Below are 26,438 nucleotides of genomic sequence, written 5' to 3'. Positions count from 1 at the left end.
GAAGGGTATCCTTCTGGACTTTTTTTTAAGCTTTTACTGTTTTTCTCGCATTTATCCAGCTTCTGATATAGCTAGTAATTTTCCAAATGTACGCCAAAATGATTGAGTAAATTACAAAGCACGAAATGAATAAGACGAACATCGTTACTTCTGAAATATTTGTAGCCTCACCATAAATCCCGAAACCAGCATAAAGGCTTGCAATAAAGCATATTGCTACAAGAGTTTGTTTAGGTCCAAGGCCTAGACGTTGGAAAATATGATGCAAGTGTTCACGATCTGGCTTGAATGGAGAGTCGCCTCTGCGAATACGACGAATCATAATTGCAGCCATATCCATTAAGGGCACGGCAATCAACCAAAGAGCGGTTACTGGTCGCATTAGTGGTTCAGAACTTCCAGTTTGGCTAACTCCTAGCAACAACCAGATTACAGTAAAACCAATCATCATACTCCCAGCATCACCCATAAATACTTTTCGCTCTCTCCCTAGTATCCCAAGGTTCATAAAGATATAAGGAAGCATAGCTACAATAATGACCACACACAAATAAGCTAGACCATGTTGGCTATCAACTTGCAATAAAAATGCTAGTGCCCCGAATGTTACAATAGAAAGACCGCCTAGCAAGCCGTCGATACCATCTACCATGTTAAAGGCATTAATAGCACCGATTACTGCTACTATAGTAATTAAACTGCCTGCCCAACCTAAAGACACTTCTCCAATCCCAAACATATCTCCGAGATTATTAAGCTCAAGCCCTGCAACTTTCATCATAACAATTGACAAAATTGCTTGAATCCCTAAGCGAACTTTAAAGCTAAGGTCAGTTTTGTCATCAACTGCTCCGACTATCGTAAGTACACAAATGCACAGTAAGTAGAGCCAGCTGTGTTCAATAGTATCTGGATTGAAGGTTAGATATTGTGCAAGAACTAAACAAATCGAAAGACCTCCAACTAAAGGGACTGCTCCGTTATGTAATTTACGAGCGTTGGGTTTGTCGACCAAACCGATTCGTTTTGCAACTTTTCGCATTAAAAAGAGCGTTGCAAAAGAAGAGAAAAAGATAAAACTGAGTTCAAGGAACATAAAATAGCCAACTGTGATTTTACATATAATCGCCTAATTTTAGCTCAAGTTGATGGTATGAAAAAGTTACTGTTCAATAAAAAATATAAGTTGTTGTGTCAAATAAGGTAGTTTGAATCAATGCCACGTGCGATGACGTAGTATTCTTGATATCCTAAAGAAAATGAGGTTTTAGGGTTTGTTCATGAAAATTGCTGTTGCTGGTACCGGTTATGTTGGGCTTTCTAACGCTATGCTGTTAGCTCAAAACCATGAAGTGGTTGCATTAGATATCGTTCCTGAAAAAGTTGAATTGCTAAACAAAAAACAATCTCCAATTGTTGATGCTGAGATTGAACACTTCCTTGAAAACAGGGAACTAAACTTCATCGCAACAACCGATAAGCAGAAAGCTTATCAAGGTGCAGAATATGTTGTGATCGCAACGCCAACGGATTATGACTCAGTCACGCATTACTTTAATACTTCTTCTGTTGAAGCGGTGATTAAAGATGTTATGTCTATCAACCCTGATGCAGTAATGGTGATTAAGTCTACTGTTCCTGTTGGCTATACTGCTCGAATCAAAGAAGAGTTGGGATGTGAGAATGTCATCTTCTCCCCTGAGTTCTTGCGTGAAGGCAAAGCACTTTACGATAACCTCCACCCATCACGTATCATTGTTGGTGAACGCAGTGAACGTGCCGAAGTGTTTGCTGGCTTGCTGGTCGAAGGGGCAGTAAAAGACGATATTCAAGTTCTATTTACTGATTCGACAGAAGCTGAAGCAGTAAAACTATTTTCAAACACCTACCTTGCTATGCGTGTTGCTTACTTTAATGAGCTGGATTCTTACGCAGAAGCTCATGGCTTGGATGCTCGTCAAATCATTGAAGGTGTTGGCTTAGATCCTCGTATCGGTAATCATTACAACAACCCATCATTTGGTTACGGTGGTTACTGCTTACCAAAAGATACTAAACAGCTTTTAGCCAATTACCAAGATGTACCAAACAACATCATTGGTGCGATTGTTGATGCTAACCGCACTCGTAAAGATTTTGTGGCTGAAGCTATTCTTAAGCGCGAACCAAAAGTTGTCGGTATTTACCGTTTAATCATGAAGGCGGGATCGGATAACTTCCGTGCTTCTTCTATTCAAGGCATCATGAAGCGCATCAAAGCGAAAGGTGTTGAGGTCGTAGTTTACGAACCAGTACTCAGAGAAGAAGATTTCTTTAACTCTCGAGTGATTAAAGACCTGAATGAATTCAAACAAAGTGCGGATGTGATTGTTTCTAACCGAATGGTGGAAGAGTTGACCGATGTAGCGGATAAAGTTTACACGCGTGACTTGTTTGGTAGCGACTAATCAATCTCTGGTAAGGTCCTAGTTTGCTAGGACCTTCTTTGGTTTTACTAAAGTATTCACTTCGCTCTAATCAATAAACCACCTCAATCCCCTCTGCTTCCAATTTCTCTCCTAACTCTTTTTTTGCTTCTTTCTCTCCATGTATCAAATGCACGGCTTTTGGTTGTGCTGGAATACCAGTAACAAACTTCAATAAATCGCTTTGGTCTGCATGTGCAGAATATCCAGAGATGGTATGGATCTGTGCGTTGGCTTCGATTGATTGGCTATCGATATCCACCGTGTGGCTGCCTGATTGGATTTCTCGACCTAATGTTCTTTGCGCTTGATAGCCCGCAAACAACACATCATTTCTTTCGTCTGGCAAGAGTGCATTTAAGTAATTGACGATTCTTCCTCCTTCGCACATACCGGATGCCGCGACGACAATCGCAGGCTCATCGGTGGAGGCTAGTCGATTCACTAATGCTTGATGTTCTCTATGGCTTTCCACAGTAATGCATTGTTCAAAGGCGAGGGGATGACGATGATTGTTGAGCTTTTGCTTTGCTTCTTTTCCCCACAGTTTTTTGAAACGGCGGTAGGTCTTCGTAACTCTTTTCGCAAGCGGTGAGTCTAGGATAATTGGCAAAGAAGACAACAAATCGCGTTGGTGAATCAGTTGCTCAATATCGAATAATAGTTCCTGCGTACGTCCTACGCTGAAAGCTGGGATCAGAATTACACCACCATCTTGCAGTGCGTGATCGATAATGGCGTTCAAGCGCTCAGTTCGAGTGGCAATGTCTTCATGCTCTTTGTTGCCGTATGTGGACTCGATGAACAGATGGTCGGCACGCTTTGGCGGCTTCGGATCGGGTAAGAGTGGGGTATTGGACGGACCTAGATCGCCGGAAAACACGATGATTTCATGATTGGGGAGTTTGAATTCCACGTAAGCGGAACCAAGAATGTGCCCCGCAGGCTGAAAGCGTAGGTAACATTGTTTGCCAAGTGGCAGCCATTGTTGGTAGTCATGGGGTCTTAGCTGTTTTTTAATAACATTGAGGACTTGTTGACGCTGGTGGAAGTTCAAACCCAGTTGCAGCTTTAATCCATCTTCTAACATGAGCGGTACTAGTTCGGCTGTTGCTTTGGTGCAGTAGATGGGACCTTTAAATCCAGCAGCCAGTAACCAAGGTAGGCGTCCAATATGGTCGATATGAACATGAGTCAGGACTAATGCTTTGATGTGTTTAACCGGAAATTCAATATCCAATGATGCCCTGCGGTTGCCAAAATGGATGTCTTTGCCTTGAAAGAGTCCGCAATCGATCAAGATGCTGCCGTGTGGCAGTTTCAATTCATGACAAGAGCCAGTGACGGTATGTTTCCCACCATGGTGAATCACACTGGCGATGTCTGATATTGGTGTTGTCATGTCGATTGCTCCTCCTTGAACAAGCATAGGTCAATACTAAATCTTGAGGGCAGGGTAAGTGAATAGAGTTCGTTGGTTGGATGGAATTGAGTGGGAATAATCGGAAGTGCGATTAGGTTCTTTGTTTTGATGTAAGGCGTTTTTCGTTACTTAACTTTGGGTTTGACACATGCGGTTAGTAGATTCCTGATGTCGCTTAGGCTCCTCGGAATGACGGGATTCTTATAGGTTATGTCTGTTGTTTTGTTGTTTTGATTTGGGTGCGTGCGGTTAGTAGATTCCTGATGTCGCTTAGGCTCCTCGGAATGACGGGAGTCTTATAGGTTATGTCTGTTGTTTTGCTGGTTTGATTTGGGGGTGTGCGGAGGGTAGATTCCTGATGTCGCTTCCTGACGTCGCTTCGGCTCCTCGGAATGACAAAACTCATTAGATCGTAGGCAAACAAAAAGGGATGCGTGATGCATCCCTTTGTTATTTCTGCTTAATAAAAAGCGAAATTAAGCTTTAGCTGCTGCCGCTGCTTTAGCGATAGCTACGAAGCTCTTAGCGTCTAGAGAAGCGCCACCAACTAGAGCACCGTCGATGTCTGGTTGTGAGAAGTAAGCTTCAGCGTTTTCTGGCTTAACAGAACCGCCGTATTGGATGATTACTTGTGCTGCAACTGCTTCGTCTTTCGCTGCGATTAGTGCGCGGATAGAAGCGTGGATGCGTTGTGCATCTTCAGCTGTTGCTGCTTTACCAGTACCGATAGCCCAGATTGGTTCGTAAGCGATGATTGCACCGTTTAGAGCTTCAACACCGTAAGTGTCGATAACTGCGTTGATTTGACGTGCACATACAGCTTCAGTTTCGCCAGCTTCGTTTTGAGCTTCAGATTCACCGATACAGAAAACAGGCTTTAGACCGTTTTCTTTTAGGAAGTTGAATTTCTTAGCGATGAACTCGTCAGATTCGTTGTGGTATTCACGACGCTCTGAGTGACCGATGATGATGTGAGAAGCACCGAAGTCTTTCAGCATTTCTGGAGACATGTCGCCAGTGAAAGCACCGCTGTTGTTTAGGTCAGTGTTTTGTGCACCTAGGATAACTTTGTTACCGCCTTCAGCGATTACGCGCTCAGCTAGATCGATGTAAAGAGCTGGTGGAGCTACTGCTACGTCAACACCTTCAACGCCTTCAAGTTCAGCGTTAATACCAGTTAGCAGCTCAGTTACCATTGCTTTGCTACCGTTTAGTTTCCAGTTACCCATCACTACAGGACGACGCATAGGAATATCTCCCTTATCTTTAATGTAAATAGTCTATTAATGTAAAAAATCTACGTAGGAATATAACAGAATAATGTGAACAGATCATGATTGGCGTCATGTCTTATTCGGCTTTCTTCATCTGGTCGGTGCTGCATTAGTTCTGTTATTTTTGTCAAAAGCAATCGATTGGTGATCGCGTAGACAGAATGATAGTCCATTCCTCGGAAAATGCGCCTTAGGTTGGTATTACTGTGGGTTAAAAGTTCGCCGTAATAAGAAAGGAATCAAAATGCCAAACTTAGTTTTAGAATATTCCAACTCAGTCGATGAGCGTGTGAATGTCCAGGGATTACTAGAAGATCTACACAAAGTCACCTTGGAGAGTGGTTTGTTCGAGCTTGCGTCCGTCAAATCACGTGCGCTTCGTTGCCACAATTGGTTGGTGGGAGAAGAGGGCGATAGTGTTGATTTCATTCACATCAACTTTGATTTGCTGGCAGGTAGAAGTGCAGAACAAAAACGCGAGTTATCAAGAGCACTGATGGTTGTTTTACAGGAACAAGCGAGTCATGTTCGTAGCTTAACGGTGAATGTGCGCGATATGGATATTGATTGCTTCCAGAAGGTGGTGAACTAGCTCTGTTGCTCGGGTTAAATCCCAAACTGCCTCATTTAGAGTCGACAAGCTGAAGGCTCTAAATGTACAGACCTACAGTTTGAAGTCTGGTGATGTTTTCCTCTGGGGGATGAACTTTTCAAACCATGCTGACTCGGCTAATCTATAGCCTTTCAAAATTAGGGTAAAAGTCGATGTCGATTAAAGAGTTATTGTTTTCTTTCCAAGGGCGTATAGGTCGTAAAACTTACTGGATGTGGAACATCATCTACTACATCCTAATCTTAGGTTTTGGTGCGGGCATCAGTAAGTTGTTCCCTGCATTTTCTTATATTCTTCTGCCTATCTTCTTATTGATTCTTCTGATCCCAGATTTGGCGATAACCACTAAGCGTTGGCATGACCGTAATAAGTCGATTTACTGGCTAGCGTTGAACATCCCATTGATCATTGGTCGAGTTGCCACGCCAATGACTAACCCTGCTGCGCAGGACCCATCTACACCGCAAATGCTGATTGCTTCGGTCTCTCTGCTATGTGGTCTATGGATTCTTGTCGAGTGTGGTTTCTTGAAAGGTTCTGCCGGTCAGAACAAATACGGTCCTGAGCCGGAGTAAGGTCTTTAGGTATCGAACTCCTTGGACGTAGATTCTTAGTCTCGCTGAGGCACGCTAGAATGACGGATTCCTTTATTTAAGAGTGACTTAAAGTAACTATGAGAGGGTGTTCTTTCTAAGGTCTCGTATTTGCTGAAAGTCGATTCTTAGTTTCGCTGAGGCTCGCTAGAATGACGGATTCCCTTTATTTAAGAGTGACTTAAAGTAACTGTGAGAGGGTGTTCTTTCTAAGGTCTCGTACTTGCTGAAAGTCGATTCTTAGTCTCGCTGAGGCTCGCTAGAATGACGGATTCCTTTATTTAAGAGTGACTTAAAGTAACTATGAGAGGGTGTTCTTTCTAAGGTCTCGTACTTGCTGTTAGTAGATTCTTAGTCTCGCTAGAATGACGGATTCCTTTATTTAAGAGTGACTTAAAGTAACTGTGAGAGGCGTTCTTTCTAAGGTCTCGTTCTTGCAGAAAGTAGATTCTTAGTCTCGCTGAAGCTCGCTAGAATGACTGATTTCTGTTACTTAATAGCAAGTTAAATTAACTGTCATTCTGAACAGCGAGGGACGAGCGTGATTCAGAATCTACTCACCGAGTGCTCCGAGTTTGCAGTAAACGACCGAGCTAGTGAATTACAATGGAAAAGCAACCACAGATCATTAAGGAGAATGAACCATCGACAAGATACCTTGCGTTTACATCCTAACTTCAAAAAATAACTCAGTTCTCTACATTGGTGTTACCAGCCAACTAGCCCAAAGAATATGGCAGCATAAAAACGGAATCGTTGAGGGTTTTACCAAGAAATATCACGTTCACAAGCTCGTTTACTTTGAGCTGTTTGAAGATATGGCAACTGCCATAAACCGAGAAAAGCAGTTGAAACAATGGAAGCGAGAGTGGAAGTTAGATTTAGTGAGAAAAACGAATCCTGACTTTCTCGATTTATCCAACGAGTTTTAGTAAAAATCATCCCTATCTTTAAACGTTTTCAACTCAACCACATCGGCTTTTTTAGTTGGGGCGGTTTCCCCTTGTAATGCCTCTCTGAATTTCACGACCTGTTTCTGCAATTCATTCATTAATACGACATTTGTGTGGTTGGGATTTTTGCAGTTATGAATGACTCTATCTATGTGACTTTGCTGTGCCCACAATCGTGGTTGCATCTGCTCTGAAGCACCTTCAATCATCTCTTTCGCCATATCGTGACGAAATTGCTCAAAGGCTTCGGGGTCTTGTTCTGCCATTTTTACCATTTCATCGAATGAGGGCAAAACTTGAGGTGTATAACTGTTCGGCATAGCCGCTCCAAATCCATTGGATGTTGCTCCTAGTTACTAAAAGCTTAATCTACACAGAGGATGAGAGCGGATGAATTGCGTCATAGTCTCATTTATAAGAGAGTATGTTCATAATAGCGGTTGGTTTGATCGAAGATTTATTGCTGGATTCGGTACACGCAGCGACGTTGACCACTGATGATGTGCTCATCTCGTTCGATTTTGGTTTCGCTACCTAAAAGTGATTGGAAGACATTGAGTTCAGATTGGCACAAACTTGGGCAGCGAGTGGCTGCTTTGCAAATAGGGCAGTGATTTTCGATGAGAATAAACCCATGTTCATCTTTCTCTAGTTCTGCCATGTAGCCTTCTTGCTCACGCAGAGTAACAAGTGTCTGTAACTTGCTTTCCAGAGAGTCGCACTGCTCAAGGTGTTGCTGGTAGTTTTGTAGGGTGAGTTTCTCGCGCTCAGATGTGACTTTCTCCAATCCGTCTTTACCGAAGATGTGCTCTACCGCTTCAATAAACTGAATGGTCAGTTCGCCGTGGCGATCAGCAAATTGCTCATGACCTTTTTGTGTAAGGGACCAATGACGGGTTGGGCGCCCAACTTTGACCTTTACATCATGAATCGACAGGATGCCGTCATCTTCTAAACCTTGTAGATGCTGACGCGCACCCATGGTTGTCATTCCCAGTTCAGAAGAGAGTTGTTTCGCAGTGACAGAGCCATCACGCTTAACGATTTGCAAAATCCTATCTACGGTCTTCATATACCCACCATCTATACATCAGTACATATTATGCTCGATAGGGTTAGTAAAGAAAAGTGTTGACTTAATTTGTGTGTGGATTTGTTGGGTATATGTCGTCATTCTAAACAACAAGGAACAAGTGTGATGCAGAATCTATTATCCATTTGTGCGGCGATTTAAGGTGAATGAGGAAGAGTTTGGGGGCGCTGCTACTAGATCCTTAGTCTCGCTTGAGCTCGCTAGGATGACGAACTCTTTTGGTTTATAGCTTGTTTAAGTAATCGTCATTCTGAACATCGAGGAACGAGTGTGATTCAGAATCTATTATCCGTTTGTGCTGTGACTTGAGGTGAATGAGGAGGAGTTTGGGGGCGCTGTTACTAGATCCTTAGTCTCGCTTGAGCTCGCTAGGATGACGAACTCTTTTGGTTTGTAGCTTGTTAAAGTAATCGTCATTCTGAACAAAGAGGAACGAGTGTGATTCAGAATCTATCATCCGTTTGTGCTGTGATTTGAGGTGAATAAGGAAGAGTTTGGGGGCGCTGCTACTAGATCCTTAGTCTCGCTTGAGCTTGCTAGGATGACGAACTCTTTTGGTTTATAGCTTGTTAAAGTAGTCGTCATTCTGAACAACGAGGAACGAGTGTGATTCAGAATCTATTATCCTTTGATTCTGTGGTCTGGAGGAGGAATAAAGCTTAAGAGCTTGCTGGAATTAGATTCTCAGTCTCGCGATTAAAAACGAAGTTTAAATGACTTACCAGAATAGAAAGGCTCCAACTCAGGGGGAGTGGGAGCCTCGAATACTGCTTAAAGAATGATATCGCGCACTTCAGGGTCTTTACGCTCTAGGTAGTGCGTAGACTTGATGCGGCGAATAGTACGGCAGCGACCGCGAATCAATAGGGTTTCTGTTGTTGCGATGTTACCTTGACGAGAGATACCTTCCAGTAGGTCACCCTTGGTAATACCCGTTGCAGAGAATACTACGTTGTCGCTGCGTGCCATGTCTTCCATCTTTAGAACCACGTTCGCTTGAACGCCCATCTCTTCACAGCGTTGAAGTTCAGCAGCGCCGTAGATGCGGTTTTCTTCAGTATCGCCTTTTACTTCGTGACGAGGAAGAAGACGACCGTGCATGTCACCGTCTAGTGCGCGAATCACTGCTGCCGATACTACGCCTTCTGGAGCGCCGCCGATGCAGTACATCACGTCTACTTCGCTATCTGGCATACAAGTTAGGATTGAAGCGGCTACATCACCGTCTGGCACTGCGAACACACGAACGCCCATTGCTTGCATCTCTGCGATCACTTCATCGTGACGTGGCTTAGCAAGCGTAATCACAACAAGTGTATCAAGAGTCTTGTTCAGTGCTTTAGCAACGTTTTCTAGGTTTTCTTTTAGAGGTTTACCTAAGTCGATAACGCCTTTTGCACCAGGACCAACAACCAATTTTTCCATGTACATGTCCGGCGCTTTAAGGAAGCTGCCTTTCTCACCGGCTGCTAGCACTGCTAATGCGTTAGATTGACCCATTGCCGTCATGCGTGTGCCTTCAATCGGGTCAACGGCGATATCTACTTCATCGCCACCGATGCCCACTTGCTCACCAATGTATAGCATTGGCGCATCATCGATTTCGCCTTCACCAATAACGATTTCACCACTGATGTCTGTTTTGTTCAGCAAGGTGCGCATAACTTCAACAGCAGCACCGTCCGCTGCGTTTTTGTCGCCACGACCAAGCCATTTATAGCCAGCCAGAGCGGCACCTTCAGTAACACGGGAAAATGCCATTGCTAAATCGCGTTTCATGATGTCTCCAAGTAACAAGAGGGAAGAAGAATTTGCGCGGCGATTCTATCACATCGTAAGTTAAACGTTTGCCTTTTTGCTGAGCTTTTACTTTAACTAAGTTGAATTTGATCAATACTTGGGTGAGTTTTTGGCGTCGTGAGAGCAAATTGCATTGTTCAAAAATGCCTCTAGGATAAGAAAAGTCAGCGTTTAGTGAGATTGCGCTGATTTTTTAACCGAATGATGCGAAATATCGAATATAGTGAGTGTTTATCGTCGCTACGCTGAGTAGAATGAACCTTATCGGTAAGGTGCAAGCGAACGCTCGCGCATCGTCCCAACGGAATAACAATAGGTAGGCCAAGATGTCTTTTGAAGTACTAGAACAACTAGAAGCGAAAATTCAAACTGCAGTTGACACAATCACTCTTCTTCAGATGGAAGTCGAAGAGCTGAAAGAAGATAAAGTAAAACTTGAAACAGAAGCTAACGAGCTTCGTTCTCAACGTGAAGAGCTAGAGCAAAAATCTCAGCAAGCTCAACAAGAGCACGCACAATGGCAAGAGCGCATTCGTGCACTACTTGGCAAGATGGACGAAGTGGAATAATCCACTTAAGTATCCAGAATCAAAAACACCCGCTTCGGCGGGTGTTTGCGTATTTGGCGATGTTTTTTAGCGATGCGGCTAGTTGCTAATAAAAGATTAATTTAACTCTGCTTCATCTTCATCTTCATCTTCGTCTTCTTCATCGAGCTCTAAGTCTACATTGAGTGGCTCAGGTGAAAGAATGATGCCTGTGCTATCGGCATAGATGTAATCTTCAGGTAGGAAGCTAACGCCACCAAAGTTCACTGGTACGTCGATTTCACCAATGCCTTGATTTGCTGCCCCAACAGGAATTGAAGCGAGAGCCTGAATGCCAAGGTTCATGTCTTCCAGTTCGTCCACTTCGCGAACACAACCATAAACCACAATCCCTTCCCATTCGTTTTCTTCTGCTAGTGTTGCGATTTCTGCATCGATTAAGGCTCTGCGCAAGGAACCGCCACCATCAATCAGCAATACTCGCCCGATACCATCTTGTTCTAACGTTTCACGGATCAGTGCGTTGTCTTCAAAACACTTAATCGTCGTCACTTGCCCGGCAAACGACGCTCGACCGCCAAAGTTACTGAACATCGGTTCAACTACATCTACCTGATCAAGATAGATATCACAGAGTGCTGAGGTATTGTATTCCATAGCGTACCTTTCTAAACAGAAACTGTTGTCTTTGAGTATATCTAGGCATTAAGTCAATGCAATGACAATCCTTTTTTAACTCATCAGAGTTTGAGCTACCACAATTGTTGCAAATAAAACGTTAGTCACCAGTGAGCACTTCACGACAACTGGCATCATAGGTGCAATTTGTGCTGGTTTTTCAGTATCCCAAACGGCTTTCCCGTGGTGGGCTATTACGTAGATGCTGAGCAAGAAGGGTAAGCTGATCCATACTGGCTTGTCTTGAATGAGCAGGTAAGCGGCAAAAGCCAGTAGCGCACCACCAAGCAAAATAAAGTGATACTGCTTGGCTTTACGTTGTCCTAGTCGAACTGCCATGGTGCGTTTGCCACATTCGCTGTCATTTTCGATATCACGCATATTATTGATGTTCAGGACTGCTACCGCCAATAAACCACAGCCTAGCGCTGGTAAGAATAACGTCGCATCAACATGACCCGTGTGCAGGAAGTAAGTGCCAGATACACCAAGTAAGCCAAAGAAAAGGAATACTGACAAGTCACCTAGACCAACATAGCCGTAAGGCTTACTGCCCATGGTGTACGCAATCGCAGCAAGGATGGCAAGAATGCCTAAGCCAATAAAGGTAATGATGCTTTCAAACGAGCTCAGCGCGTAAAACACCAGTGTCAGACCAGCAATGGCAGTCAGAATGATGTTGAAAATGATCGCTTTTTTCATTTGATCCGCTGTGACTGCGCCAGACTGCATCGCCCGCTGAGGACCTAAGCGATTGTCGTTATCTGTGCCTTTCACTGCGTCGCCATAATCGTTCGCAAGGTTAGATAGAATCTGCAGCAGTGTTGCTGTGACAAATGCCATCACTGCGATAGTCAGCGAGAAGTGACCAGCAGAGTACGCAAGTACGCTACCAGTTAAAATAGACACCAGTGCGAGAGGTAAAGTTTTTGGGCGAGCGGCTTCAAGCCAGATCTGCAATGATTGTTTCATGGATATTTCGTGCTAGTAACCAATGTGCCCAGTATAAGCACAAAGCGCTCGATGCGCTATTGACTTGAAACAACTCAATTAAGACTCAAAGACTTATAGAGAAGGAACACAGTTTCCATATTTGAGGCAATAAAACAGCGCTCTTTCATGAAGAGAAGAAGGCGATGCACGCGATGATTAGATCCATAGCCACGCCTGAGTTCGCTAGGATGATGAACTCTTTTGGTCTAGAGCTTGTTAAAGTCCCCATCATTCTAAACGAAAAAGCCCAGAAACAAGGTTCTGGGCTTTGGCATGATAGATTGCGATTAAAGAATAAAGCGGCTTAGATCTTCATCTTCAATCGTATCGCCTAGGCGATCTTTCACGTAAGCCGCATTAATCACGAACTTCGCACCTGATTGCTCTGCTGCGTCGTAAGAAATCTCATCCATCAAACGCTCCATCACAGTATGCAGACGACGTGCACCGATGTTTTCAGTGGTTTCGTTTACTGTCCATGCCGCTTCCGCGATTTGCGTGATGCCATCTTCCGTGAATTCTACATCCACGTTTTCAGTTTTCATCAGCGCAACGTATTGTTCTGTCAGAGACGCTTTTGGCTCAGTTAGGATACGTTTGAAGTCGTTGCTGGTCAGTGCTTCAAGCTCAACACGAATTGGTAGACGACCTTGCAATTCTGGGATCAGGTCAGAAGGTTTCGCTACTTGGAATGCGCCAGAAGCGACGAATAGGATGTGGTCTGTTTTCACCATACCGTGCTTCGTTGATACCGTGCTACCTTCAATAAGAGGTAACAGGTCACGCTGAACACCTTCGCGAGAAACGTCAGGGCCAGAGCTTTCACCGCGCTTACAAATCTTATCGATCTCATCGATGAATACGATGCCGTTGTTCTCTACGTTGAAGATGGCAGACTCTTTCAGCTCTTCTTGGTTCACCAGTTTCGCTGCTTCTTCTTCCGCCAATGCTTTCATCGCGTCTTTGATTTTCAGCTTGCGTTTTTTCTTGGTGTCGCCAGCGAGGTTTTGGAACATACCCTGTAGCTGGTTGGTCATTTCTTCCATACCAGGAGGCGCCATGATCTCGACACCCATTTGCGGTGCAGCTACATCGATTTCGATTTCTTTGTCGTCTAGCTGACCTTCGCGCAGTTTCTTGCGGAAGACTTGGCGCGTGTTCGATGTATCTTCTTTCTGCTCTGTTTGACCCCAAGCATCACGTGCTGGTGGCAGTAGGGCATCAAGAATACGCTCTTCGGCTTGCTCTTCAGCGCGGAATTTTACTTTTTCCATCGCTTGTTGGTGAGTCATCTTCACAGCAACATCGGTCAGATCGCGGATGATGGTTTCCACTTCTTTACCTACATAGCCCACTTCGGTGAACTTTGTTGCTTCGACTTTGATGAAAGGTGCGTTTGCCAGCTTAGCAAGACGACGAGCGATCTCTGTCTTACCAACGCCAGTTGGACCAATCATAAGGATATTCTTTGGCGTTACTTCGACACGCAAGCTTTCTTTAAGCTGCATACGACGCCAGCGGTTACGTAGTGCAATCGCAACCGAACATTTTGCTTTGTCTTGACCAATAATGTGGCGGTTCAGTTCATGAACGATTTCGCGAGGAGTCATTTCAGACATATTCTTTCCTTACTTCGTTACGATTACGCTTAAGCCGTTGGCTTAGGAAGCTCTGCTGTAGATTCTAGCTCTTCTACAGTGTGATGATGGTTGGTGAATACACAGATGTCACCAGCAATGTTCAGTGATTTTTCTGCGATTTCTCGCGCGTCTAGATCTGTGTTTTCTAATAATGCGGTTGCTGCTGCTTGCGCGTATGCGCCGCCAGAGCCAATGGCGATAAGATCGTTTTCTGGCTGAACGACATCACCGTTACCAGTGATGATCAGTGAAGCAGTTTCATCCGCAACGGCCAGTAGTGCTTCTAGTTTGCGAAGTGCACGGTCGCTACGCCAATCTTTTGCTAACTCAACGGCAGCCTTAGTAAGGTGACCTTGGTGCATTTGCAGCTTGCTTTCAAAGCGCTCGAATAGGGTAAAGGCATCCGCAGTACCGCCAGCAAAACCAGCAAGAACTTGGTTGTTGTATAGGCGGCGAACTTTACGTGCGTTGCCTTTCATTACGGTATTGCCTAGCGACACTTGGCCATCACCCGCGATGACGACTTTATTGTTTCGACGTACAGATACAATGGTAGTCACAGTCGACCTCTTAATTATTTCTCTTTGGATTTAATTAAGTATATGGGGTAAGGGATTCGGGGATTCAAGGGGAAGGTGTTTTTCGATTGCAGACATTACGTTTTGTCATTTTGAACAAGGAAGAGAGCTGGGGGTGGCGAGGGCGCTGGTGTATACGAACGAGTTGGGTATATAGCCTATATAGTGAAACTGAACTGGATTCGTGGTGATGAATGATCTTGAGTCATTCCCTAGCGTGAGAATGAGCAGCACTCTCCAATAAAAGAAAAGACCAACCGATCACTCGGTTGGTCTCTGCATTAATGTATCGAATAAGAATTAAAGATTCTCTTTCCAAATTGCACACGGCTCGATCTTCGCGCGTTGCAACTTGTGGCGATCTTTTTCTGCGTCTCGTTTGAACTTGTATGGACCAAGAACAACACGGTACCAGGAGCTTCCGTCTTTCTTAATGACACGGCTCGTAATACCTTGGAAAGCAATCGCTAGCTTACGTTCTTCAGCTTGGCTCTGTTTTTTGTAAGCACCACATTGCATCACATAAGGGACTTTTGATACTTCAACTTCTTTGGCAACGACTTCCACTTCACGCTTCGGTAGAGATTCCACGTATTCCCACTTTTCTTCTGGTGGGGGCGGTAACTCTTTCTTCGGCTTTGGTTTGCTGGTGGTCACTGGTTCCTGTTTCGCAACGGGTTGTTTCGGTTCAGGATCATTGCTGAGTAGATATAAGCCGTAGCCAAAACCGCCCACAAGCAGGATTGCTAGCAGACCACTACGCCAAGGTTTCTTTCTGGAAGGTTGTTTTTTTGTCGACTTCTTCGGAGCGCCGCGTCCGCGTCTTACATAATCTCTATTTGCCACGGTTACTTCTGGTCATCAAGGATTCTGGCAAATATGTTAATCCAGAACGCGACGAGAAAACACCCTATTCACGTAATCTTGTTAGCTACGTACAGGATAGGCGTAAAAAAACGACGCTAGATGCGTCGCTTTCGTTTCTATTTATGTTGTGGATTCGCTTACTGATTAGCGCAAAGGTGGTGGCGCTGCACTACCACGCACAACTAATTTAGTTTCAAGCAAGCGAGAGCCTGAGTGCACGTCGTGACCTTTCAGTAGCTCTAGCATCATTAACATTGCTTGGCGACCAATCTCATAACGTGGTTGAGAGATGGTGGTTAACGGTGGATCGCAGTATTGCGCGAATTGAATATCATCAAAGCCGACAACCGATAAATCCTGCGGAATACGCAGACCAAGACGTTTCGCTTCTTGGATAGCACCAATCGCCATGGTGTCGCAGTGACAGAATAGAGCGGTTGGTGGTTCAGGCAATTCGAGAAGTTTGCGTACGGCTTGAACGCCACCTTCGAAAGAGAAGTCAGCCACAATGCTGTATTGCTCTTCTTTACTAATACCAGCACGGCGAAGTGCTTGTTGGTAACCTTGTTGGCGGAACTGGCACAGCACCGCAGTATCTGGACCAGAGATCTGAGCAATACGCTTGTGACCAAGTTGCGTCAGGTAGTTCACGGCTTCAAATGCAGAGGTCAAGTTATCGATATGCACCGTTGGTAGTTCCAGCTCAGGAGCGAATTCGCACGCCATGACCATTGGTGGTAGGTTTTTCTGCTCTGGCTTGCTGACATCAAATGGTAAGTCGGTTCCCAGTAGTAACATGCCATCAGCTTGCTTGGTGAATACTAAGTTTACGAATGAGCTTTCGCGCTTTTTCTGCTGACCGCTATCGCCAAGAAGAACTAGGTAACCGTGTTCCATTGCTGCATCTTCGATACCGCGAATGATTTCAGAGAAATACGGATCGCATATGTCCGGTACGATAGTGACAATGGTCTTTGATTCATTTCTACGTAAATTACGAGCTAATGAATTCGGTGAATAACCAGCTTCAAGTACGGCATCTTCCACTCTCTTTCTTGTTGATGAAGAGACTTTTTCTGGATTCATTAATGCTCGCGATACCGTAGCAGTAGATACCCCTGCAAGCTGGGCAACATCCTTCATTGTCGCCATAGTTTTTACCCTCTTAAAATATTCGCCAAGATGACGTGAGTCATTGTTCTAATTGAAGCCTATGTGACTGATCCACTTTAGACTTTACTAATTTGAATAGTCTATTCATTTCTAAAGGGAAAGTTACGGTCTGTTTAACAAAAATTGCAATCCTAATGTGATTTGACTCACATTAGAAGGTAATTCATTACATAGTTAAACGTTTGCTAGCTGAGATCCTGTGGTTCTATGTCTAAATTCCAGCGAACTTTCTTGGCATTTGGCAACAACTCAATAGCAGGTTTTGCACTGGTTAATAACTTTTGCATCAATGAGCGATGCTGAGTTTGCAGTAACAACTGCCAACGATATTTCCCGGCACGCTTAGCTAATGGTGATGGAGTCGGTCCTAAAACCATGCAGGAACCATCAAACAATGGGTGTGACTCAAGGGTGAAGCGAACCTGACGCAAAAAGTCTTCGACCAACTCGCTTTGGTTAGCTTCCGCTTTAAATAGGGTTAAGAAGCTGTAAGGTGGAAGCTGAGCCAACTTACGTTCCTCTAGTGCTGTCATGGCAAAGTCACGATAGTCTTTCTGCAATAGAGACTGAAGCAAGCTGTGCTCAGGGTGGTGAGTCTGTAAAATCACTTCGCCAGGTTTGCTTGCTCGACCTGCACGTCCCGCGACTTGAATGAACAATTGCGCCAGCCTTTCCGAAGCCCGAAAGTCACTACTATATAGAGAACCGTCCACGTCCAGTAGCGCCACAAGTGTCACGTTCGGAAAGTGGTGACCTTTCGCCAGCATTTGCGTACCAATCAGGATTTGATATTCGCCTTTACGAATCGATTCGAGAGCATCTTCCAAGCTGCCTTTACGGCGAGTGCTGTCTCTATCAATACGAATCGCGTTGTATTCAGGAAAGAGCTTGGCAAGTTGAAGCTCCAGTTGCTCTGTCCCAACTCCAACGGTTACTAGTTGAGTGGAGCCGCAACCTTGGCATTGATGAATCACGGGTTGTTGAGACCCGCAATGGTGGCATCGGATCTCATTGCTGTACTGGTGGAAGGTATAGTAGGCATCGCAGCGCTTACACTCGGCTGTCCAACCACACTCATGACACATCAACGCAGGAGAAAAACCGCGGCGGTTTAGGAACAGCATGACTTGGTTGCCAGAATCGAGGTGCTTACGCATTTCAGCGATCAGAGGGGCAGATAAGCCACTGTCTAGGTAAAGCCCTTTAACATCCAGTACTTTATTCGTTGTTGGTACCGCAGAGCCTGCGCGTTGGGTGAGCGTTAAGTGGTGATACTTACCAGAAAGTGCGTTGTACAGTGTTTCTAAAGCAGGTGTCGCAGAACCAAGTACGATGGGTACTTGTTCTTTATGTGCTCGCATTACAGCGACATCGCGAGCGTGGTAGCGCAGGCTGTCTTGCTGTTTGTATGAAGAGTCATGCTCCTCATCGACAATAATAATGCCAAGGTCAGCAAAAGGGGTAAGCAGAGCAGAGCGTGTTCCGATGATGATGCCAGCTGCTTTGTCTCGCGCTGAAAGCCAAGCATTGAGTCGCTCAGTATCATTCAAACCAGAATGAATCACGTCCACAGGAACATTGAAGCGATGCTTAAAGCGATTGATGGTTTGCGGTGTTAAGCCGATCTCGGGCACTAAAACCAACGCTTGTTTGCCTTTCTCGAGCACTGGCTTGATCAGGTTTAAGTAGACTTCGGTTTTCCCCGAACCGGTAACGCCCTCTAATAAATAGCAGGCAAATCCGGTTTGGCTATTAACACTGGCGATTGCCAGAGCTTGTTCATGGTTAAGCTTGGGCTTCTCTACTTCACGCTCAACTTGCTCTCCCCACTTGGTGATCTCAGGTTTCTTTTCAATACGTTCAATCCAGCCTTTTTCCTCTAAAGACTTGAGCACTGAAGATGGTATTTCTTGATCACTAAACTCTTGATGTGGAATGGGACCGTCAATCAACATCTGCAGAGCACGCTGCTGTTTAACCGCGCGACCAAGCCCCTGCATAAGTTTATCTTTGCCTGAAGTGGTAATTTGCCACTCGTATAAGGTTGAGAAGTCAGCAGGTTTGCCTTTTCTTAGGGCGGCAGGCATAGCATTGTGCAAGGTGTCGCCAAGAGGATGCTGATAGAACTGACTACACCAAGTAAGCAAAGAATAGAGCTTCTCTGACCAAATGGGTTGGGTGTCTAATACAGCTTTAAGTGGCTTAAGTTGCTCTTTAGGAAAGTCAGAGTGATTAACCATCGCGGTGACAATTCCAACTAAAGTTTGACGCCCAAAAGGTACAGAAACTCGCCCACCAATGATCGGAAACAGATGCCCGGGAATAGCATAATCAAACTGTTTGTCGAGAGGGACTGGCAGTGCCACTCTGGCGATGGATGGACGCATAGAATCTTTACTATATAAAAGAGGGAAGAGGGCTATAGTCTATTAAAACGCACTAAGAAATTCGAGTGATCGGTATTTAATGAGGGTAGATTCCTCTCAGTACTAAAGTACTGGTGAAAAAAGTGGCGAAAAAGTTGCCAAATGTGTTGATCCTAGCTTAGTGATTCATTACTATACTGCGCCTTGAGATATGGCTTCGGCGATTGGCCGACGCGGTATCGTACTTTTATTATTAATTACGTGTGGTGTGCGGCTTAGACTCGTATAGCGACACGGCCTACAATTGAGGTTATCCCATGAAAGCTGGTATCCACCCAGAATACAAAGCAATCACTGCTACTTGTTCTTGCGGCAACTCTTTCGAGTTCAAATCTACTCTAGCGAAGGAATCTATCCACCTAGACGTATGTGACAAGTGTCACCCATTCTACACTGGTAAGCAACGTATCGTTGATACAGGCGGCCGTGTTGATCGCTTCAACAAGCGTTTCGGTGCACTATCAAGCGGTAAGAAATAATAGCAGACGCTATTACGATTACAGTTTAAAAAAGGACGCTTCGGCGTCCTTTTTGTTTATTGGCTAGCGCAAAAGTAGGGGAGAATCGAGCGGCTAAAATTTGTTCGATTATTTTTTCACTCGGCTATTGCATCCTAAAGTGTGATCTGTATAATGCAGCGCACTGGTTAAGCCAGTTGTGAACCAATGAGCAATGAGGAGCGAGTAAATCTTCGGATTTACGAGGTAATGTAGACTCAGCTTATGTTCGCGGTTAATACAATTAGCTATCTTTTCTTCGGAAAAACTATCCCCAGAGGTGACTCTGGTATGTAGGGGTAGTTAATCGAAAATTAACTGACAATGCGTCCTAATCTTGGATGCTACGGTTTCACATAAATCAATCGGCATTCTCTCGTCTTTACGAGTCTGAGTGGCGATATTGTTTGTGTAATTTTTAATATTGGAGCTCTGTCTCATGCAGAACCAACGTATCCGTATCCGCCTAAAAGCATTCGATTACAAACTAATCGACGCTTCTACAGCGGAAATCGTTGAAACAGCTAAGCGCACTGGCGCACAGGTTCGTGGTCCAATCCCACTACCAACTCGTAAAGAGCGTTTCACAGTTCTTATCTCTCCACACGTTAACAAGAAAGCACGTGACCAGTACGAAATCCGTACTCACAAGCGTCTAATCGACATCGTTGAGCCAACAGACAAAACTGTTGATGCTCTAATGCGTCTAGACCTTGCTGCGGGCGTTGACGTTCAAATTAGCCTAGGTTAAGGGAGATTAGAAGAATGATTGGTCTAATCGGTCGTAAAGTGGGCATGACCCGCGTATTTACTGAAGACGGCGTTTCTATCCCAGTAACAGTTGTTGAAGTTGAAGCAAACCGTGTTTCTCAAGTTAAAACTCTTGAGACAGATGGCTACGCTGCAATCCAGGTAACTGCTGGTTCTAAGAAAGCTAACCGCGTAAACAAAGCTGAAGCAGGTCACTTTGCTAAAGCTGGCGTTGAAGCTGGTCGTGGTCTTTGGGAATTCCGTTTGGAAAACGGTGAAGAGTTCGCAGTTGGCGCTGAGCTAACAGTTGAACTATTCAACGAAACTAAGAAAGTAGACGTTACTGGTACATCTAAGGGTAAAGGTTTCCAAGGCGCTGTTAAGCGTTGGAACTTCCGTACTCAAGATATGACTCACGGTAACTCATTGTCTCACCGTGCACCGGGTTCAATTGGCCAATGTCAAACTCCAGGTCGCGTATTTAAAGGCAAGAAAATGGCAGGTCACATGGGTGCTGAGCGTGTAACGACTCAAAACCTAGAGATCGTACGTGTTGACGCTGAGCGCAATCTGCTTCTTATTAAAGGTGCAGTACCAGGCTCAACAGGTGGCAACGTGATCGTTAAACCAGCTGTTAAAGCATAACGTCTCAGGAGTAAGTAATGGAACTAATGGTTAAAGGTGCTGATGCACTAACTGTTTCCGAAACTACTTTCGGACGTGAGTTTAACGAAGCTCTTGTACACCAAGTAGTTGTTGCGTTTGCAGCAGGTGCTCGTCAAGGTACACGTGCTCAAAAAACACGTTCAGAAGTTTCTGGCGGTGGCGCTAAGCCATGGCGTCAAAAAGGTACTGGCCGTGCGCGTGCTGGTACAATCCGTAGCCCAATCTGGCGTACAGGTGGTGTTACTTTTGCTGCGAAACCACAAGATCACAGCCAAAAAGTAAACAAAAAAATGTACCGCGGTGCTATGAAGAGCATTCTTTCTGAGCTAGTTCGTCAAGAGCGTCTAATCGTTGTTGATAACTTCTCAGTTGAAGCGCCAAAGACTAAAGAGCTAGTTGCTAAGCTTAAAGAGCTTGAGCTAACTGACGCTCTAATCGTGACTAGCGAAGTAGATGAGAATCTATTCCTAGCTGCTCGTAACCTATACAAAGTTGACGCACGTGACGTTGCTGGTATCGACCCAGTTTCACTAATCGCGTTCGACAAAGTTGTAATGACTGCTGAAGCAGTTAAGCAAGTTGAGGAGATGCTAGCATGATCACTGAAGAGCGTATCCTAAAAGTTCTACGTGCTCCGCACATCTCTGAAAAAGCAACTATGGCAGCTGAGAAAGCGAACACTATCGTTTTCAAAGTAGCTAAAGATGCAACTAAAAAAGAGATCAAAGCAGCTGTAGAAAAGCTTTTTGAAGTTGAAGTTAAGTCTGTAAATACTCTTATCACTAAGGGTAAGACCAAACGTCAAGGTCTACGCCAAGGTCGCCGCAGCGACGTTAAGAAAGCGTACGTTACTTTGAAAGAAGGTCAAGATCTTGACTTTGTTGGCGGCGCGGAATAACAGGAGTAGTTAAGAATGGCTATTGTTAAATGTAAGCCGACTTCCCCTGGTCGTCGTCACGTTGTTAAAGTTGTTAACGCTGACCTACACAAGGGCAAGCCATACGCACCACTTCTAGAGAAAAACTCTAAGAACGGTGGTCGTAACAACAACGGTCGTATCACAGTACGTCACATCGGCGGTGGTCACAAGCACCACTACCGTGTAGTTGACTTCAAACGTACTAAAGACGGTATCCCAGCGACAGTTGAGCGTCTAGAATACGATCCAAACCGTAGCGCAAACATTGCTCTAGTTCTTTACAAAGACGGTGAGCGTCGCTACATCCTAGCACCTAAAGGTGTTCAAGCTGGTGATGTTATCCAATCTGGTGTTGATGCACCGATTAAAGCTGGTAACACTCTACCAATGCGTAACATCCCAGTAGGTTCAACTGTACACAACGTTGAACTAAAACCTGGTAAAGGTGGTCAGCTAGCTCGTTCGGCTGGTGCTTACGCTCAAATCGTTGCTCGCGACGGTGCGTACGTAACTATCCGTCTACGTTCTGGCGAAATGCGCAAAGTTCTTTCTGAAGGCCGTGCAACAATCGGTGAAGTTGGTAACTCTGAGCACATGCTACGTGAACTTGGTAAAGCTGGTGCTTCACGCTGGCGCGGCGTACGTCCAACCGTACGTGGTGTAGTAATGAACCCGGTTGATCACCCACACGGTGGTGGTGAAGGTCGTACTTCTGGTGGCCGTCATCCAGTATCTCCTTGGGGTATGCCAACTAAAGGCTTCAAGACTCGTAAGAACAAACGCACTGACAAGTACATCGTACGTCGTCGTAACAAGTAATCTATATAAAGAGGAATCGCCATGCCACGTTCTCTCAAGAAAGGTCCATTTATTGACCTACACTTGCTGAAGAAGGTAGAGAAAGCGGTGGAAAGCGGAGACAAAAAGCCACTTAAGACTTGGTCCCGTCGTTCAATGATCATCCCATCGATGATCGGTTTGACCATCGCTGTCCATAATGGTCGTCAGCACGTACCTGTTTTCGTAACCGAAGAAATGATCGGTCACAAACTAGGTGAATTCGCACCAACACGTACTTACCGCGGTCACGCTGCGGATAAGAAAGCTAAGAAGCGTTAAGGAGTAAATAATGGAAGCTATTGCTAAACATAACTTTGCTCGCATTTCGCCTCAGAAAGCTCGCTTAGTTGCGGATCTAATTCGTGGTAAATCTGTTGACCAAGCTCTAGAAATTCTAACGTTCAGCAACAAAAAAGCTGCTGCTCTAGTTAAGAAAGTTCTAGAGTCTGCTATCGCTAACGCGGAGCACAACGAAGGTGCAGATATTGACGATCTGAATGTCGCAAAAATCTTTGTAGATGAAGGCCCAACCATGAAGCGTATTATGCCTCGTGCTAAAGGTCGTGCGGATCGTATCTTGAAGCGTTCAAGCCACATCACTGTTGTTGTAGCAGATCGCTAGAGACTAGGAGAGTAAGCAATGGGTCAAAAAGTACATCCTAATGGTATTCGTCTTGGCATCGTTAAGCCTTGGAATGCTACATGGTTTGCTAACACCAAAGATTTCGCTGACAACCTAGACGGCGACTTCAAGGTACGTCAGTTCCTAACTAAGGAACTACAAAAAGCGTCTCTTTCACGCATCGTTATCGAGCGTCCTGCTAAGAGCATCCGTGTGACTATTCACACTGCTCGTCCAGGCGTTGTAATCGGTAAGAAAGGTGAAGACGTTGAGAAACTACGCGCAGCTGTAGCAAAAATTGCAGGTGTACCAGCGCAAATTAACATCGCTGAAGTACGTAAGCCTGAACTTGATGCACAACTTGTTGGTGACAGCATCGCGTCTCAACTAGAGCGTCGTGTTATGTTCCGTCGTGCTATGAAGCGCGCGGTACAAAACGCAATGCGTCTAGGTGCTAAAGGCATCAAAGTAGAAGTAAGCGGTCGTCTAGGCGGCGCTGAAATCGCACGTTCTGAGTGGTACCGTGAAGGTCGTGTACCTCTACACACTCTACGTGCAGACATTGATTACGCAACTTCTTCGGCTCACACTCAATACGGTGTGATCGGCATTAAAACTTGGATCTTCAAAGGTGAGATCCTAGGTGGTATGCCAGCAGCTAACGCTGTAGAGCCTAAAGGCGACAAGCCTAAGAAGCAGCGTAAAGGCCGTAAGTAAGGAGTCGACAGATGCTACAACCTAAACGTACTAAGTTCCGTAAGGTTCAGACAGGTCGTAACCGTGGTCTAGCTAAAGGTACTGATGTAAGCTTCGGCGAATTCGGTCTTAAAGCTGTTGGCCGTGGTCGTCTAACTGCTCGTCAAATTGAAGCGGCACGTCGTGCAATGACACGTCACGTTAAGCGTCAAGGTAAAATCTGGATCCGTGTGTTCCCAGACAAACCAATCACAGAAAAACCACTTGAAGTTCGTCAAGGTAAGGGTAAAGGTAACGTTGAGTACTGGGTAGCCCAAATCCAACCTGGTAAGGTTATGTACGAAATGGGTGGTGTACCTGAAGAATTGGCTCGTGAAGCGTTCCGCCTAGCGGCTCGTAAACTGCCATTCAAAACTACATTTGTAACTAAGCAGGTGATGTGATGAAAGCACAAGATCTACGCGAGAAAAGCGTTGAAGAGCTTAACGCTGAGCTATTGAATTTGCTACGTGAACAGTTCAACTTGCGCATGCAAGCTGCAACTGGTCAGCTACAGCAAACTCATACTCTGAAAGCTGTACGCCGTGATATCGCACGTGTGAAAACTGTTTTGACTGAGAAGGCAGGCGCATAATGAGCGAAGTAAAACGTACTCAACAAGGTCGTGTTGTTAGCGACAAGATGGACAAGTCTATCGTAGTTGCTATCGAGCGCATGGTTAAACACCCAATTTACGGTAAATTCGTAAAGCGCACGACTAAAGTACACGCACACGACGAGAACAACGAATGTGGCCTAGGCGACAAAGTTGAAATCGCAGAGTGTCGTCCACTGTCTAAGACTAAGTCTTGGACTTTGGTTAAAGTTGTAGAAAAGGCGAAGATGTAATCTTCCCCAATCTATGATTGACAAACGGCTCCAAAAATTATTTTTGGAGCCGTTTATTTTTTGACTACCCAATCACAAAAAAGGGTGGTACAATTCGCGTCCCTTTTAAAGAGGCAGCCCGACCCGAGAGGGTCTAGTTTTTTTATTATTTAGCGGAGCACTAACATGATCCAAATGCAAAGTATGCTGGACGCAGCTGATAACTCAGGCGCACGCAGCGTAATGTGTATTAAGGTTCTGGGTGGCTCTCACCGCCGTTATGCACATATCGGTGACGTTATCAAAGTTACTGTTAAGGAAGCAATTCCTCGCGGTAAAGTTAAAAAAGGTGACGTTCTGAAGGCGGTGGTAGTGCGCACCCGTAAAGGCGTACGTCGTCCTGACGGTTCTGTCATTCGCTTCGACCGAAATGCTTGTGTATTGTTGAACGACAACACTGAGCAACCAATCGGTACACGTATCTTTGGTCCTGTGACACGCGAACTTCGTGGCGATAAGTTCATGAAGATCGTTTCACTGGCTCCAGAAGTTCTGTAAGGAGCACGTAGAAATGGCAGCTAAAATCCGTCGTAATGACGAAGTAATCGTTCTTGCTGGTAAAGACAAAGGCAAGAAAGGTAAAGTAACTAAGGTCCTAGCAACTGGTAAAGTTATCGTTGAAGGTATCAACCTTGTTAAGAAACACCAGAAACCTGTTCCTGCACTAGGTATCCAAGGCGGTATCGTAGAGCAAGAAGCAGCAATCGACGTTTCTAACGTGGCGATCTTTAACGCAGCTACTGGTAAAGCTGACCGTATCGGTTTCCGTTTTGAAGATGGTAAGAAAGTTCGTTTCTTTAAGTCTAACAACGAAATCGTTTCTAACTAATAGAAGTAATTTGGAGTTCTACTATGGCGAAACTGCATGATTACTACAAGTCGTCTGTAGTCGCTGAACTGACCAAACAGTTTAGCTACACAAGCGTCATGCAAGTCCCTAGAATCGAGAAAATCACCCTAAACATGGGTGTTGGTGAAGCAATCAACGATAAGAAACTGCTAGAAAACGCAGCTGCTGATATGGCAACGATCTCTGGTCAAAAGCCACTTATCACTAAAGCTCGTAAATCTGTTGCAGGTTTCAAAATCCGTGAAGGCTACCCTATCGGTTGTAAAGTAACCTTGCGTGGCGAACGTATGTGGGATTTTCTTGAGCGTCTAATTTCGATCGCTCTTCCACGAGTACGTGACTTCCGTGGTGTTAGCGCTAAGTCTTTTGACGGTCGCGGTAACTACAGCATGGGCGTTCGCGAGCAAATCATCTTCCCGGAAATCGACTTTGATAAAGTTGATCGAGTACGCGGTCTAGACATCACTATTACGACGTCTGCTGGTACTGATGAGGAAGGCCGTGCTCTGCTGGCTGCCTTTAACTTCCCATTCCGTAAGTAAGGTGAAGGGTTA

The 26,438-nt window shown here is 45.0% G+C and carries 32 protein-coding genes and 1 pseudogene; 20 read left to right on the top strand and 13 right to left on the bottom strand.

The genetic code is table 11. The features are described from left to right. Window positions 1-25 precede the first annotated feature (25 nt). Window positions 26-1,096: a UDP-N-acetylglucosamine--undecaprenyl-phosphate N-acetylglucosaminephosphotransferase gene (wecA, locus tag QMY49_RS13490; protein WP_069506970.1), complete on the bottom strand. Its 1,071-nt coding sequence runs from the start codon at window positions 1,094-1,096 to the stop codon at window positions 26-28. Between the two features lie 184 nt (window positions 1,097-1,280). Between wecA and QMY49_RS13485 the strand changes: the two genes are divergently transcribed. Beyond that, window positions 1,281-2,447: a nucleotide sugar dehydrogenase gene (locus QMY49_RS13485; protein ID WP_283311977.1), complete on the top strand. Its 1,167-nt coding sequence runs from the start codon at window positions 1,281-1,283 to the stop codon at window positions 2,445-2,447. A gap of 70 nt (window positions 2,448-2,517) precedes the next feature. On the opposite strand, the gene QMY49_RS13480 is transcribed toward QMY49_RS13485, so the two are convergent. Together QMY49_RS13480 and tpiA are read right to left on the bottom strand one after the other, a co-directional pair. Then, a complete protein-coding gene (locus QMY49_RS13480; protein WP_283311975.1) occupies window positions 2,518-3,867 on the bottom strand; it encodes an MBL fold metallo-hydrolase RNA specificity domain-containing protein in 1,350 nt (449 codons plus the stop codon). A 497-nt stretch (window positions 3,868-4,364) separates the two neighbouring features. Continuing rightward, window positions 4,365-5,135 (bottom strand): triose-phosphate isomerase, encoded by a 771-nt coding sequence (gene tpiA, locus QMY49_RS13475; RefSeq protein WP_283311974.1) that lies wholly within the window; start codon window positions 5,133-5,135, stop codon window positions 4,365-4,367. Window positions 5,136-5,406: 271 nt separating this feature from the next. Between tpiA and QMY49_RS13470 the strand changes: the two genes are divergently transcribed. The 3 genes from QMY49_RS13470 to QMY49_RS13460 all read left to right on the top strand — a co-directional run bounded on the left by QMY49_RS13470 (window position 5,407) and on the right by QMY49_RS13460 (window position 7,300). Beyond that, window positions 5,407-5,754, top strand: a complete 348-nt coding sequence (locus tag QMY49_RS13470) for a 5-carboxymethyl-2-hydroxymuconate Delta-isomerase (protein WP_005451170.1) — start codon at window positions 5,407-5,409, stop codon at window positions 5,752-5,754. A gap of 173 nt (window positions 5,755-5,927) precedes the next feature. After that, entirely contained in the window at window positions 5,928-6,350 is a 423-nt protein-coding gene (locus QMY49_RS13465; protein WP_045490736.1) for a DUF805 domain-containing protein, read from the top strand. A 662-nt stretch (window positions 6,351-7,012) separates the two neighbouring features. Continuing rightward, window positions 7,013-7,300 carry a GIY-YIG nuclease family protein gene (locus tag QMY49_RS13460; RefSeq protein WP_080628652.1) on the top strand — a complete coding sequence of 96 codons (288 nt, stop codon included), beginning with the start codon at window positions 7,013-7,015 and terminating at the stop codon, window positions 7,298-7,300. Here QMY49_RS13460 and QMY49_RS13455 read toward each other — a convergent pair. From QMY49_RS13455 to glpX, 3 genes are all read right to left on the bottom strand, one after another. Then, complete coding sequence (locus QMY49_RS13455; RefSeq protein WP_017190019.1) at window positions 7,297-7,641, bottom strand: DUF3135 domain-containing protein; 345 nt, start codon at window positions 7,639-7,641, stop codon at window positions 7,297-7,299. The genes QMY49_RS13460 and QMY49_RS13455 overlap by 4 nt on opposite strands. Before the next feature lie 137 nt (window positions 7,642-7,778). Next, complete coding sequence (locus tag QMY49_RS13450) at window positions 7,779-8,393, bottom strand: helix-turn-helix transcriptional regulator (protein ID WP_005446749.1); 615 nt, start codon at window positions 8,391-8,393, stop codon at window positions 7,779-7,781. A gap of 792 nt (window positions 8,394-9,185) precedes the next feature. Continuing rightward, on the bottom strand, window positions 9,186-10,193 hold the full coding sequence (glpX, locus tag QMY49_RS13445) for a class II fructose-bisphosphatase (protein ID WP_005450587.1): 1,008 nt from the start codon (window positions 10,191-10,193) through the stop codon (window positions 9,186-9,188). A 347-nt stretch (window positions 10,194-10,540) separates the two neighbouring features. On the opposite strand from glpX, the gene zapB reads away from it, so the two are divergent. Further along, complete coding sequence (gene zapB, locus QMY49_RS13440) at window positions 10,541-10,783, top strand: cell division protein ZapB (protein WP_005450586.1); 243 nt, start codon at window positions 10,541-10,543, stop codon at window positions 10,781-10,783. Between the two features lie 96 nt (window positions 10,784-10,879). On the opposite strand, the gene rraA is transcribed toward zapB, so the two are convergent. The 7 genes and pseudogenes from rraA to priA form a co-directional block, all read right to left on the bottom strand. Further along, window positions 10,880-11,419, bottom strand: a complete 540-nt coding sequence (rraA, locus tag QMY49_RS13435; RefSeq protein WP_283311967.1) for a ribonuclease E activity regulator RraA — start codon at window positions 11,417-11,419, stop codon at window positions 10,880-10,882. 75 nt (window positions 11,420-11,494) lie between these two features. Next, window positions 11,495-12,412: a 1,4-dihydroxy-2-naphthoate polyprenyltransferase gene (locus QMY49_RS13430; RefSeq protein WP_239924035.1), complete on the bottom strand. Its 918-nt coding sequence runs from the start codon at window positions 12,410-12,412 to the stop codon at window positions 11,495-11,497. Window positions 12,413-12,720: 308 nt separating this feature from the next. After that, on the bottom strand, window positions 12,721-14,052 hold the full coding sequence (gene hslU / locus QMY49_RS13425; protein ID WP_283311964.1) for an ATP-dependent protease ATPase subunit HslU: 1,332 nt from the start codon (window positions 14,050-14,052) through the stop codon (window positions 12,721-12,723). 29 nt (window positions 14,053-14,081) lie between these two features. Further along, window positions 14,082-14,633 (bottom strand): ATP-dependent protease subunit HslV, encoded by a 552-nt coding sequence (gene hslV / locus QMY49_RS13420; protein ID WP_050939226.1) that lies wholly within the window; start codon window positions 14,631-14,633, stop codon window positions 14,082-14,084. Window positions 14,634-14,951: 318 nt separating this feature from the next. Continuing rightward, window positions 14,952-15,497 (bottom strand): SPOR domain-containing protein, encoded by a 546-nt coding sequence (locus QMY49_RS13415; protein ID WP_005450581.1) that lies wholly within the window; start codon window positions 15,495-15,497, stop codon window positions 14,952-14,954. 165 nt (window positions 15,498-15,662) lie between these two features. Further along, window positions 15,663-16,673, bottom strand: a pseudogene (gene cytR / locus QMY49_RS13410) (DNA-binding transcriptional regulator CytR); the annotation flags it as partial. A 203-nt stretch (window positions 16,674-16,876) separates the two neighbouring features. Continuing rightward, window positions 16,877-19,078 carry a primosomal protein N' gene (gene priA / locus QMY49_RS13405; protein ID WP_283311961.1) on the bottom strand — a complete coding sequence of 734 codons (2,202 nt, stop codon included), beginning with the start codon at window positions 19,076-19,078 and terminating at the stop codon, window positions 16,877-16,879. Between the two features lie 296 nt (window positions 19,079-19,374). On the opposite strand from priA, the gene rpmE reads away from it, so the two are divergent. From rpmE to rplE, 15 genes are all read left to right on the top strand, one after another. Next, window positions 19,375-19,596, top strand: coding sequence for a 50S ribosomal protein L31 (gene rpmE, locus QMY49_RS13400; RefSeq protein WP_005450576.1), 222 nt, complete (start codon window positions 19,375-19,377; stop codon window positions 19,594-19,596). A gap of 457 nt (window positions 19,597-20,053) precedes the next feature. Beyond that, window positions 20,054-20,365 (top strand): 30S ribosomal protein S10, encoded by a 312-nt coding sequence (gene rpsJ / locus QMY49_RS13395; RefSeq protein WP_004410492.1) that lies wholly within the window; start codon window positions 20,054-20,056, stop codon window positions 20,363-20,365. A 14-nt stretch (window positions 20,366-20,379) separates the two neighbouring features. Beyond that, a complete protein-coding gene (rplC, locus tag QMY49_RS13390; RefSeq protein ID WP_005435072.1) occupies window positions 20,380-21,009 on the top strand; it encodes a 50S ribosomal protein L3 in 630 nt (209 codons plus the stop codon). Window positions 21,010-21,026: 17 nt separating this feature from the next. Then, window positions 21,027-21,629, top strand: a complete 603-nt coding sequence (gene rplD / locus QMY49_RS13385) for a 50S ribosomal protein L4 (protein WP_005435074.1) — start codon at window positions 21,027-21,029, stop codon at window positions 21,627-21,629. Next, the gene (gene rplW, locus QMY49_RS13380) at window positions 21,626-21,928 is read left to right on the top strand and encodes a 50S ribosomal protein L23 (RefSeq protein WP_004398471.1); all 303 of its coding nucleotides are present in this window, start codon (window positions 21,626-21,628) and stop codon (window positions 21,926-21,928) included. Before rplD ends, rplW begins: the two co-directional genes overlap by 4 nt. Window positions 21,929-21,943: 15 nt before the next feature. After that, entirely contained in the window at window positions 21,944-22,768 is an 825-nt protein-coding gene (rplB, locus tag QMY49_RS13375) for a 50S ribosomal protein L2 (protein ID WP_005450574.1), read from the top strand. 21 nt (window positions 22,769-22,789) lie between these two features. Then, entirely contained in the window at window positions 22,790-23,068 is a 279-nt protein-coding gene (gene rpsS, locus QMY49_RS13370; RefSeq protein ID WP_005431614.1) for a 30S ribosomal protein S19, read from the top strand. A gap of 10 nt (window positions 23,069-23,078) precedes the next feature. Then, window positions 23,079-23,411 (top strand): 50S ribosomal protein L22, encoded by a 333-nt coding sequence (gene rplV / locus QMY49_RS13365; RefSeq protein ID WP_005383164.1) that lies wholly within the window; start codon window positions 23,079-23,081, stop codon window positions 23,409-23,411. 18 nt (window positions 23,412-23,429) lie between these two features. Beyond that, a complete protein-coding gene (gene rpsC, locus QMY49_RS13360) occupies window positions 23,430-24,128 on the top strand; it encodes a 30S ribosomal protein S3 (RefSeq protein WP_005435080.1) in 699 nt (232 codons plus the stop codon). Between the two features lie 11 nt (window positions 24,129-24,139). Further along, window positions 24,140-24,550: a 50S ribosomal protein L16 gene (rplP, locus tag QMY49_RS13355; RefSeq protein WP_005379577.1), complete on the top strand. Its 411-nt coding sequence runs from the start codon at window positions 24,140-24,142 to the stop codon at window positions 24,548-24,550. Continuing rightward, on the top strand, window positions 24,550-24,741 hold the full coding sequence (gene rpmC / locus QMY49_RS13350; protein WP_004410456.1) for a 50S ribosomal protein L29: 192 nt from the start codon (window positions 24,550-24,552) through the stop codon (window positions 24,739-24,741). The genes rplP and rpmC overlap by 1 nt, the downstream gene beginning before the upstream one ends. Continuing rightward, complete coding sequence (rpsQ, locus tag QMY49_RS13345) at window positions 24,741-24,995, top strand: 30S ribosomal protein S17 (protein ID WP_005450571.1); 255 nt, start codon at window positions 24,741-24,743, stop codon at window positions 24,993-24,995. The genes rpmC and rpsQ overlap by 1 nt, the downstream gene beginning before the upstream one ends. Before the next feature lie 165 nt (window positions 24,996-25,160). After that, the gene (gene rplN / locus QMY49_RS13340) at window positions 25,161-25,532 is read left to right on the top strand and encodes a 50S ribosomal protein L14 (protein ID WP_004410450.1); all 372 of its coding nucleotides are present in this window, start codon (window positions 25,161-25,163) and stop codon (window positions 25,530-25,532) included. A gap of 13 nt (window positions 25,533-25,545) precedes the next feature. Further along, window positions 25,546-25,863, top strand: a complete 318-nt coding sequence (gene rplX / locus QMY49_RS13335; protein ID WP_005435084.1) for a 50S ribosomal protein L24 — start codon at window positions 25,546-25,548, stop codon at window positions 25,861-25,863. Window positions 25,864-25,886: 23 nt separating this feature from the next. Continuing rightward, a complete protein-coding gene (gene rplE / locus QMY49_RS13330) occupies window positions 25,887-26,426 on the top strand; it encodes a 50S ribosomal protein L5 (protein WP_005450569.1) in 540 nt (179 codons plus the stop codon). Window positions 26,427-26,438 lie beyond the last annotated feature (12 nt).

It is taken from the genome of Vibrio harveyi (genome assembly GCF_030060435.1).
Lineage (GTDB): Bacteria > Pseudomonadota > Gammaproteobacteria > Enterobacterales > Vibrionaceae > Vibrio > Vibrio harveyi.
The sequence above is the reverse complement of the archived record's forward strand: the minus strand, read 5'-3'. Positions and strand labels throughout refer to the sequence as shown.